This is a genomic window from Agrobacterium sp. DKPNP3 (assembly GCF_052686535.1).
Genome location: NZ_JBQYSN010000139.1, coordinates 1 through 9,155 on the forward strand (window position 1 = coordinate 1; position 9,155 = coordinate 9,155).

Here is a 9,155-nt window from a genome sequence, read left to right on the forward strand (position 1 = left end):
AGGCGCTGGTCTTTGCCCCGTGCGCGGCCACTCCAACGTGCAGGGCGACCGCACGGTCGGCATCGATGAGAAAGCGCCGCCGGCCCTCCTCGACGCGCTAGAGAAGGAACTCGGCGTGCCCATGCCACGTCGGCGGGGCCATAATACCGTCGAGGCTGTCGCGGCAATGCTGGATGGCAAGGCTCAGGCCTTTATCGCGCTCGGTGGAAATTTCATGCGGGCGACCCCTGATAGTCCGCTGATCGTCAAGGCCTTCGAAAATCAGAAGCTCACGGTCAACATCGCCACCAAGCTTAACCATTCACATCTGGTTCCGGGCGAAACCTCATTCATTCTGCCCTGCCTCGGACGGACGGAAATCGACCGCAACTCGTCAGGACGAGCGCAGATCGTCACGGTCGAGGATTCCATGAGTATGGTTCACGGTTCCGGCGGCATCAATCCACCTGCCTCCGAGGCACTCCGGTCGGAAGTCGCCATCATCGCGGGTATTGCCGAGGCGACGCTCGGCAACGCGCCAGTCGACTGGAAGGCGCTTGCCGACGACTACGACCTCATTCGCGACATGATCGAGCGGGTCATTCCCGGCTTTGAAAATTTCAATGAACGCGTCCGCGTGCCGCGCGGCTTCCACCTGCGTAACGCGGCGGCGGAGCGCGAATGGAACACACCAGCGAACAAGGCCACCTTCTATAGCGGCCCTCTGCCCGAACAGACAGAACATCAAAAGGCGCTCACGCGCGACAATCTCTTTGTGCTGCAGACCCTGCGTAGCCATGATCAATATAACACCACGATCTATGGCATGGATGACCGTTATCGCGGCGTCTACGGCGATCGCCAGGTCCTCTTCATGAACCCGGCTGATATGGAAGCGCTCGGCGCCCATTCGCGCCAGCGTGTCGACGTGATCGGTGAATACGGCGATGGCATGGAGCGAATTGCGCGGAATTTCCGGTTGGTGCCCTATAACATCCCGAAGGGCAGCATTGGCGGATACTATCCGGAACTGAATGTGCTGGTTCCGTTGTCGAGTTATGGCGAAGGCAGTTTCACGCCGACATCGAAATCGGTGCTGGTCTCGGTTCGCCTGCGGCCGGACGCTAAATAATGGATGGACCGCAATCCGCCGCCGCATTCATGGCGGCAGTGGAACGGGTCCAGGAATGCTCGCCACAGCCGCTCTCGGCGACGGGTGCAGCAATCCTTCTGGCGGTTCATCTGGACATTGCCGCGGACAGCCGCAGCATTGCTAGGCAGTTTGGTCTTGCGCATGCGATTGTTCTGCGCGAAATCACGCTCCTGTCGCCGCGTTTCGTGTACGTGACAAAGCGCGACGCGCGAACGCAACGCAGCTTTCTGGAGACAACGGCGGAAGGACAGGCGCTCGCCGCCTCATCTACAAGCCTGTGACGTGAACGGAGTTCCCCTTTGGCACCAAGGCCTATCCTTGCCTATCCCCATGCGGGCCTGTCCCACATCTGCGCGCCGGTCACGGCGTTTGATGAGCACTTGCAGGCGCTTGTAACGGATTTAGTCGACACGATGCGAGCAGCGCCCGGTGTCGGCATCACCGCCGCCCACATCGGCGTCGAGCAGCGCGTTTTCGTGCTGGAACTGACACCGGGAACGGTGCTCACCTACATCAACGCCGAAATCCTCAGCCGCTCGCCGCAGACCATAAGGCACGTAGAGGGAAGCGTTTCCATGCCGGGCTTTACGGAAGAGGTGGAGCGACCGGCCGAAATCGAGGTGCGGTTTCAGGACATTTCGGGCGCGGAACATCGGCAGGCCGCCACTGGCTTTCACGCCGTCTGCATCCAGCACGAGATCGACCAACTCGATGGCATTTTCTGGCTGAGACGCCTCTCGAAACTCAAGCGCGACCGGCTCGTGAAGAAATGGGAAAAATCGAGAAAGGCCTGATCGTCAGCCCGTTACGGACACTGCGAATTCCGCATCGCCCTTCAGCGTGTTGCTGACGGTGCAGATCTCCTCGGCCAGATGAGCAATGGCGTTGCGTTTTTCCGTATCGAGGTCACCGTGGACCTTGATGCCGATGTCGAAACGGATGATGCGATACGGCTCCTCGGCCGATTTTTCGCCGGTGACCTCAACGACAACCCCGTCAAAGCGCTCCAGAAAACCCAGCCGGCTGGCGGCGATCCGGGCGCACAGCGCAAGACACGCGGCAAGTGATGAATAAAGAAGGTCGATCGGATTGAAGCCGGGCTCGGACACCCCGGTCACGATATCGATGCGGCCGCCCGTGACAGTGGAAACGGACGGGCGGCCAAGCCGCGCCACCTCCGCTCTCGCCCCAACGGGCCGCAACTTTACCTTCCCACCATCCGCCATTCAGCAAGTCCTAATTTAATCGCGCGCAATCGAACACGTGGAACAAAAACCTATCTCGCGCTTTTTATCCGCACAACGGTAGTGAACGTTGAAACCTTTATTTTACAGGGAGCTGGGACATATGGTTACATCTACGCTCGTCAGCATTCTGATCACCTTCCTGGTGATCGTGCTCGTCTTGTGGCTTATCGCGCGCCTGCCGGTCGGCGGTGGAGCGAAACAGATCGCACAGGTGATCGTCATCATCATCGGCATTATTTCACTGCTGAAATATCTCGCCGTCTTTTGATGGCCCGGCGCATTGCAGACGAAGAAAGGCGGCGAAAGCCGCCTCTTTTTATGGGCTGAATTCAGGAGCTACGTCCTACTGTCGAGGCTCAAAATGAAAGTCCTTTCGCATCGAAATATCCCTGACGCTGCCAATGCCCAGAAAAGGCGTGTTTTCGGCGTCGAAAATCGCCCTGCCCTTTGCGACGACCCAACGCTTGGAACCATCCGGCAGATTGACCTTGTAGCGCTGGTCGAAAAAAACGCCGGTCGTGATGCTATCGAATATGGCTTTCGCCACCGCATCGCGCATCTCGATGTCGATCCTTTCGAGGATCGCTTCGATCGTTACCCCGCGTGAGGCAACCGGCTCGGCAAAACCGTGACATTCCGCGGTGATCTTATCCATGATCAGCCTGTTGTCGGTAATGCTCCACATGAAATAACCAAGCGCATCGTCTGAATCCGCTTTATCCCCTGGCACGAAAACCCCCAAGCCACGTTCCCCGAGCAAAAGCTAACATTAGACCTCTGATATTCCACCCCTCGCTTTTTGGGGGAAGATCGCGCTTCGCGACAACGTGGATTCGATTTCCACGGACTTCAAACGCCCTTTGGACATCAGCCTGCCTGAAAAGCAGATCAAATTTCCGGAAAACATCGCAATGCGCTGAACATGATCCTACATTACGCCGCGATGAAAGATCATAGGAGGACGAAATGCTGCGAACCGCGCTTACATTTGGATTGCTGACGGCGACGATTGCCCTTGCTGGATGCCAGACCTGGGAAAGCCCCTATCGAGGCTCCCAATGGCGGATGGACCAGGTCATGGACGGTGACCCTTACCGCGTAGGCGACGGGAACCGCGGCGGCGACAACTCCAACTACATCATCCGCCGATAAGCCAATCGGCTTTCTCTTGAGGCGCAGCGAAAACACGCTGCACCTCATTCCTCTGACGACATGCTGCCCGCGTACATCTTACCGGATCAGCTTAGAAACAACGGGAGAAAATCCGGCCAAGGGTCTGGCACAAGAAAAAACCCGCCGAAGCGGGTTTGTTTGGTGCGGTCGAGAAGACTCGAACTTCCACGGGTTGCCCCACAGCGACCTCAACGCTGCGCGTCTACCAATTCCGCCACGACCGCATCGTGGTAGGCGTCGACTTGCGCCGACGGGGGTGCATGTAGCAAAAGGATTTTCGGTGCACAAGAGCGTCGTGACAGTTTTTTGAAATTAAAAATCGCACTGCACCATCCTATATGCAGGAAGCCCGGAAATGCTGGGGTTGCGGCCATGTCGCCATTTTGCGAGAAGGCTGTGGAAAGGACTTTTTCATGCTCACACGCACCGATATCGAGACAAATATGCTGCCTGCTGCCGGTTCGCCCCCGGTTCGCTGGCGAATCTCCGATGGTCTCATCCCTTACGAGAGGGCGATCGCAGAGATGGAGCGTGAGGTTGCCGCGATCGCTAGCGGCGAGGCAGACGAACTCGTCTGGCTTCTTGAACACCCGCCACTCTACACCGCCGGCACCAGCGCTGACGAATCCGACCTCATCGAGCCGAACCGCTTCCCCGTCTTTGCGACGGGCCGTGGCGGCGAATATACCTATCATGGCCCGGGGCAACGTGTCGTCTACGTGATGCTCGACCTCAAACGCCGGCGGCAGGACGTCCGCGCCTATGTGGCTGCGCTCGAGGATGTCATAATCCGCACGCTGGACAAGATGAATGTACGCGGCGAACGCCGCGAGGATCGCGTCGGCGTCTGGGTCCGACGCCCCGAAAAACCATTGCTTCCCGACGGCGGGATGGCGGAAGACAAGATCGCAGCGCTCGGCATACGCCTGCGTAAATGGGTGAGCTTTCACGGCCTGTCGATCAACGTCGATCCGGACCTCTCGCATTTTTCCGGAATCGTACCCTGCGGCATCAGCGCCTATGGCGTCACCAGCCTCGTTGATCTTGGATTGCCGGTTACGGTTGGCGATGTCGATGTGTTCCTGCGTGAGGCCTTTGAAGAAGTCTTCGGCCCCGCCACGTCAGATGTGGTGACGGTGCCCGAAACCGTCGTTTAACAACGTCACGGGCCTAAAAACCCGAATGGATCAGCGGCGCTGATAAGACGCATGATAAAAAGCAATGTGCGTTATCGTTTCGGCATTGCTATGAAGGGTCTGCCGCGCCGGGAATGCCAGACACTGAATAAACGGGGCGGCTGTCCCGTCCCCTCCCCTCTGTTCCGGCCCGCCGGCCGAAAGTGCAGCATCACATGACAAGCCACACCGGTTTAAGCGACGTCGCCAAGGGCATGGCCATCATGGCGACCTGCATGCTGGTGCTGCCCATCATGGATGCGATCGCCAAATACATGGCTGTCGTCGGCGGCATGTCGCCGGCGCAGGTGACGTTCTACCGCTTCTTTTTCCAGCTGGTCTGCACGCTGCCTTTGTTGCTGGTGGTATCGCCCCGCGCACTGTTCAGCGCCAAACGGCCCTGGATGAACTACCTGCGTGGTGTGCTGCATGCTTCCGCCAGCCTGCTGTTCTTTGCTGCCGTCAAATACATGCCGCTCGCAGATGTTTTTGCGATCTATTTTGTCGAACCCTTCATGCTGACAATGATGTCGGCTCTTTTCCTCGGCGACAAAGTGGGCTGGAAGCGCTGGACCGCGATTGTCGTCGGTTTCGGCGGCGCCATGATCGTCATTCAGCCGAGCTTTGAAATCTTCGGCTGGACTTCGCTCCTGCCTGTCGCCTGCGCTTTCCTCTATACGCTCTATCTCTTCCTGAACCGGGCCATCGGCGATGCGGATAGCCCGCTCGTGATGCAGACCATGTCCGGTATGGCAGGGACCGTCTTCATGGGCGCTGCGCTTCTCATCGGCCACTCGCTCGGTGACACGGACTTTGCCGTCTCGCTGCCGCAGTCCGGCCATGCGCTCGCACTGCTCGTCTTGCTGGGATCGATATCCGGCTACATGCACCTGCTGATCGTCAGGGCCTTCCGGCTGGCGCCGCTCTCTCTGCTCGCGCCATTCCAGTATTTCGAAATCATCTCAGCGACGATTCTCGGTTATGCGCTGTTTTCGGATTTCCCGACGCCATCCAAATGGCTCGGCATTCTCATTATCGTCGCATCCGGCCTGTTCATCATCTGGCGCGAGCGGAAACAAGCTGCCGCGCTGACGCCGCTCGACGCGCAATAGCCGCGTTAGCGCACCTTCAGGTGCCCGAGGGCAGCGGGTCTTCGCCGTGATGGTCCTGCGCCTCGACAAGGCTGCCGAGCAGCCAGAGAGATACCTCAGCCGCCTCCCCCGCCGACTTGAAACGATATGAGCCGCTATATTTGGGCATGTCGAAGAAGGTAACGACAAAACCGTCGCCGCTCTCCAGACTTTCGACCCGAATACGCTCGGGATCGATCATGACGCAGACATAGTGGGATCCCATGTTGCGCATGAAGCCGGCCTTGTTGTCGTGCAGCCGCACGAATGCCGCACCGCCATCCACCGTCATATGCAGGCTTCTGATCGCCTCGTTCGGAAAGGCGCGGGCGAAATCCATGATCGCCTGCCCCACGTCATGGCTGTTGTCCTCATCCGTGGCCCGTGACATGCGCCAGGCGTAAACGGCAAAGACCGATAGCAGCACGAACACGATAATCCAGATCGCCATATTCATCGGGGCGCTCCCTCACCATCGAAACATCACGATTCGCGAATCGAAACGATGCGAACCCGGCTCAGGTTCATATCGGCCGAGGCTTGTGCGAAGTTTGGTATCCAAATCGTGCACGGCCGCAGGGCGGCCAGTGAATCAGAAGCGCTTCAGAAACGACGCCTTTGCCAGCAGCCATTGCCGGCGAAGCTGCGACAGCTGCAGGTCGCCGTCAAAAACGCCGCTCCCCGCCTTGCGTGCCGCGGCGATGACGGGACCGGCGAGCGAAACAGGAAGATAGGCAGCAAAGTTGTTTTTCGAGACCTTCGCGCGTCGTGCCTTTTCCAGGTGATCGAGCGCATGGGTTGCAAAAATCTCGATGGCGATGCCGATACGCTGCCTGTCTTCGCCTTCAAGGAAGGTCTCGCGGTCCAGCCCGGCCGCAGCCAGCATGTCGGCAGGGATGTAGATCTGCCCGCGACGGCGGTGCAGCGGTGTCAGCAGCAGCATTCCGGCCATGGCCTGTGCGACGCCCGCATGACCGGCCGCCTCCGCACTGGAGGCAGAATCTTCGGCAGAAAGCACCAGGCTAGAGAGCTGGATCAAGGCTGATGCGGTTTCTCCGGCGTAACCTTCAAGCGCGTTGCGATCTTCGAACAGGTCGTCATAAAGATCGAAGATACGCGCCTCGATCATATTGGCCAGCACCGGGCGCGGCAGTCGATAGGTCTCGATTGTGGTCAGAAGCGCTGCTGCGACAGGATGAGACTGGCTGTCGCCATGCGGATTGCCTTCGAGCAGATCGCGCCACCATTGCATGCGCACTTCGCCGGGCAACGCCTCGCGCACGGAATCGCGGATACGGGCGATCTCAGCATTGAAAGCATAAAGCGCCGCCAGAGCGTTGCGCTTGTCGGCGGGTGACAGAAGGCAGGCGAGATAGCGGTCACGGTCTGTGTCGCGCAACGTCGCAAGGCAAACATCGATATTTTCTGTGGGTGCCATGGTTCCCCGCGCGCGAAACGCCCTCAGCCTTCGACGGCGATCAACGCGGCAGCGACGGCGCGCGATTCCGAAAGCATGATATTATAGGTGCGCACCGCAGCGCCCGTACTCATCGGGTCAATGGAGATGCCGGCCTCCTTGAAGGCGGAGCGCAACTCTTTCGGCAGAACCCGCATGCCGTCCCCCGTGCCGATCAACAGCACTTCGATATCCTGCGCTTCGGCAAGAATTTTCTCGAAGTGGTGAAGAGCGAACTCTGCCGGGTCGGCGGGCTCCCACCCGTAAATGCCCGAAGGCAGGAGAAGAAGAGAGCCGCGATGCGACATATCGGCGAAGCGAAACCCGCCATTGCCATAGGCATCGATGGGCGCCCGGCCGGGAAAATGGGCCGGGCGTATTTCAATCCCGCCGGCCATCAGACGGCAGGCTTGCCGCCGATGGCGTTACCGGGCTTTTCGTCCTTCTCGTCTTCCGCGTCCTTGCTATCGGGACGCAGCTTGAAGGCGATCAGCACCGGGGCGGCGATGTAGAGCGACGAGAACACGCCGATACCGACGCCGAACAGCATGGCGAAGGTGAAGGAGCGGATAACCTCGCCGCCGAAGAGGTAGAGCGCCAGAAGCGCCAGAAGGACGGTCAGACCCGTCAGGATCGTACGCGACAGCGTCTGGTTCAGCGACGCATCGATGATCATGGAAAGCGGCATCTTCTTGTACCGCCTCAGGTTTTCACGGATACGGTCATAGATGACGACGGTGTCGTTCAGCGAATAACCGATGATCGTCAGGATCGCCGCGATACTGGTGAGGTTGAACTCTATCCCCAGGAAGACGAACAGTCCGATTGTGAAGACCACGTCATGCACCATCGAGATAACGGCGCCAAGGGCAAACTGCCACTCGAAACGCACCCAGATGTAGATCATGATCGCCGTCATCGCGAGCAGGATGCCGATCGTGGAGGTGTAGGTCAGGTCACCGGAAACCGCCGGACCGACGACTTCCACGCGGCGGAAGTCGTATTTGTCCTCAAGCTCGCCACGCACCATGGTGATGGCGGATTGCTCGGCATTTTCGCCGCCTTCCTGCGCCTGAATACGGATGAGAACATCCTGCGGCGAGCCGAAGTTCTGCGCCTGGATTTCGCCGAGGTTCAGCTGGTTCAGACGATCGCGAATATCGGCAATGTCGGCATCGCCCTGCTTGGCGCGGACCTCAATGACCGAGCCCCCCTGGAAGTCGATGCCGAGGTTCAGACCCTTGGTCACGAAGCCGCCGATGCAGGCCAGCATGATCGCACCCGTTATCATGAAGACGACACGGCGATACCGCATGAAGGGAATGTCGCGGCCATCGAACATGGCGGTGCGAACGCCCTTGGGCAGGTGCTTCGGACGGCTGCGGCGAACCCAGTAGCCGAACATCCACGCCGTCAGCGTATAGGCGGTGAAGACGGTGGTGATGATACCAACGGCAAGCGTGACGGCGAAGCCCTTGACCGGACCGGTGCCCATGTAAAACAGCACACTGGCGACGATCAGCGTCGTCAGGTTGGCGTCGATAATGGTCGCAAAAGCGCGGGTGAAGCCGTTATCCAGTGACTGGATCAGCGGTTTGCCGCTCTTCACCTCCTCGCGTATGCGCTCATAGATAAGAACGTTGGAGTCTACAGCCATGCCGATTGTCAACACGATACCTGCGATACCCGGTAGCGTCAGCGTCGACCCGATCACACTGAGCACGGCCAGCAGCATCACGACGTTGACCACAAGAGCGATATTCGCGAGCAGGCCGAAGAAGCCGTAGAAGACGAACATGAAGATGAGGACGCCGACAGCACCGATGGCACTCGCCGTCAGGC

13 protein-coding genes and 1 tRNA gene are annotated in these 9,155 nt (G+C 59.0%); 7 read left to right on the plus strand and 7 right to left on the minus strand.

Translation table 11 applies throughout. The features are described from left to right. The 3 genes from ACUTJJ_RS23680 to ACUTJJ_RS23690 all read left to right on the plus strand — a co-directional run. A partial coding sequence (locus ACUTJJ_RS23680; protein ID WP_445543626.1) for a molybdopterin dinucleotide binding domain-containing protein occupies positions 1-1,111 on the plus strand: 1,111 nt, incomplete at its 5' end. Next, positions 1,111-1,413 carry a hypothetical protein gene (locus ACUTJJ_RS23685; protein WP_445543627.1) on the plus strand — a complete coding sequence of 101 codons (303 nt, stop codon included), beginning with the start codon at positions 1,111-1,113 and terminating at the stop codon, positions 1,411-1,413. The genes ACUTJJ_RS23680 and ACUTJJ_RS23685, both read left to right, overlap by 1 nt. A gap of 18 nt (positions 1,414-1,431) precedes the next feature. Beyond that, positions 1,432-1,926 (plus strand): peptide deformylase, encoded by a 495-nt coding sequence (locus tag ACUTJJ_RS23690; protein WP_445543628.1) that lies wholly within the window; start codon positions 1,432-1,434, stop codon positions 1,924-1,926. Between the two features lie 3 nt (positions 1,927-1,929). Here the strand turns inward: ACUTJJ_RS23690 and ACUTJJ_RS23695 are convergent, their stop codons facing one another. Continuing rightward, positions 1,930-2,358, minus strand: a complete 429-nt coding sequence (locus ACUTJJ_RS23695) for an OsmC family protein (protein WP_445543629.1) — start codon at positions 2,356-2,358, stop codon at positions 1,930-1,932. 121 nt (positions 2,359-2,479) lie between these two features. On the opposite strand from ACUTJJ_RS23695, the gene ACUTJJ_RS23700 reads away from it, so the two are divergent. Next, positions 2,480-2,647, plus strand: a complete 168-nt coding sequence (locus tag ACUTJJ_RS23700; protein ID WP_003502827.1) for a Thivi_2564 family membrane protein — start codon at positions 2,480-2,482, stop codon at positions 2,645-2,647. Positions 2,648-2,722: 75 nt separating this feature from the next. Here the strand turns inward: ACUTJJ_RS23700 and ACUTJJ_RS23705 are convergent, their stop codons facing one another. After that, positions 2,723-3,109 (minus strand): PAS domain-containing protein, encoded by a 387-nt coding sequence (locus ACUTJJ_RS23705; RefSeq protein ID WP_445543630.1) that lies wholly within the window; start codon positions 3,107-3,109, stop codon positions 2,723-2,725. 236 nt (positions 3,110-3,345) lie between these two features. On the opposite strand from ACUTJJ_RS23705, the gene ACUTJJ_RS23710 reads away from it, so the two are divergent. Continuing rightward, positions 3,346-3,531, plus strand: a complete 186-nt coding sequence (locus tag ACUTJJ_RS23710; RefSeq protein WP_445543631.1) for a hypothetical protein — start codon at positions 3,346-3,348, stop codon at positions 3,529-3,531. Between the two features lie 160 nt (positions 3,532-3,691). On the opposite strand, the gene ACUTJJ_RS23715 is transcribed toward ACUTJJ_RS23710, so the two are convergent. Continuing rightward, positions 3,692-3,776, minus strand: a tRNA-Leu gene (locus ACUTJJ_RS23715). Positions 3,777-3,965: 189 nt separating this feature from the next. Between ACUTJJ_RS23715 and lipB the strand changes: the two genes are divergently transcribed. Continuing rightward, positions 3,966-4,709, plus strand: coding sequence for a lipoyl(octanoyl) transferase LipB (gene lipB / locus ACUTJJ_RS23720; protein ID WP_445543632.1), 744 nt, complete (start codon positions 3,966-3,968; stop codon positions 4,707-4,709). 194 nt (positions 4,710-4,903) lie between these two features. Then, positions 4,904-5,839 (plus strand): DMT family transporter, encoded by a 936-nt coding sequence (locus ACUTJJ_RS23725; protein ID WP_445543633.1) that lies wholly within the window; start codon positions 4,904-4,906, stop codon positions 5,837-5,839. A gap of 16 nt (positions 5,840-5,855) precedes the next feature. On the opposite strand, the gene ACUTJJ_RS23730 is transcribed toward ACUTJJ_RS23725, so the two are convergent. From ACUTJJ_RS23730 to secF, 4 genes are all read right to left on the minus strand, one after another. Then, positions 5,856-6,314 carry a hypothetical protein gene (locus ACUTJJ_RS23730; RefSeq protein WP_404496840.1) on the minus strand — a complete coding sequence of 153 codons (459 nt, stop codon included), beginning with the start codon at positions 6,312-6,314 and terminating at the stop codon, positions 5,856-5,858. 135 nt (positions 6,315-6,449) lie between these two features. Then, positions 6,450-7,295 carry a phytoene/squalene synthase family protein gene (locus ACUTJJ_RS23735; RefSeq protein WP_445543634.1) on the minus strand — a complete coding sequence of 282 codons (846 nt, stop codon included), beginning with the start codon at positions 7,293-7,295 and terminating at the stop codon, positions 6,450-6,452. Positions 7,296-7,318: 23 nt separating this feature from the next. Further along, on the minus strand, positions 7,319-7,711 hold the full coding sequence (locus tag ACUTJJ_RS23740) for an Mth938-like domain-containing protein (protein ID WP_445543635.1): 393 nt from the start codon (positions 7,709-7,711) through the stop codon (positions 7,319-7,321). Beyond that, positions 7,711-9,155: protein translocase subunit SecF (gene secF / locus ACUTJJ_RS23745; RefSeq protein WP_445543636.1), on the minus strand; the 1,445-nt coding region annotated here is incomplete at its 5' end. The genes secF and ACUTJJ_RS23740, both read right to left, overlap by 1 nt.

What these genes read in the sequence shown, in the direction of transcription:
- ACUTJJ_RS23685 (WP_445543627.1), top strand. Translation starts at nt 1,111, where the DNA reads ATGGATGGACCGCAATCCGCCGCCGCATTCATGGCGGCAGTGGAACGG.
- ACUTJJ_RS23695 (WP_445543629.1), bottom strand. Translation starts at nt 2,358, where the DNA reads ATGGCGGATGGTGGGAAGGTAAAGTTGCGGCCCGTTGGGGCGAGAGCG.
- ACUTJJ_RS23700 (WP_003502827.1), top strand. Translation starts at nt 2,480, where the DNA reads ATGGTTACATCTACGCTCGTCAGCATTCTGATCACCTTCCTGGTGATC.
- ACUTJJ_RS23710 (WP_445543631.1), top strand. Translation starts at nt 3,346, where the DNA reads ATGCTGCGAACCGCGCTTACATTTGGATTGCTGACGGCGACGATTGCC.
- lipB (WP_445543632.1), top strand. Translation starts at nt 3,966, where the DNA reads ATGCTCACACGCACCGATATCGAGACAAATATGCTGCCTGCTGCCGGT.
- ACUTJJ_RS23725 (WP_445543633.1), top strand. Translation starts at nt 4,904, where the DNA reads ATGACAAGCCACACCGGTTTAAGCGACGTCGCCAAGGGCATGGCCATC.
- ACUTJJ_RS23730 (WP_404496840.1), bottom strand. Translation starts at nt 6,314, where the DNA reads ATGAATATGGCGATCTGGATTATCGTGTTCGTGCTGCTATCGGTCTTT.
- ACUTJJ_RS23735 (WP_445543634.1), bottom strand. Translation starts at nt 7,295, where the DNA reads ATGGCACCCACAGAAAATATCGATGTTTGCCTTGCGACGTTGCGCGAC.
- ACUTJJ_RS23740 (WP_445543635.1), bottom strand. Translation starts at nt 7,711, where the DNA reads ATGGCCGGCGGGATTGAAATACGCCCGGCCCATTTTCCCGGCCGGGCG.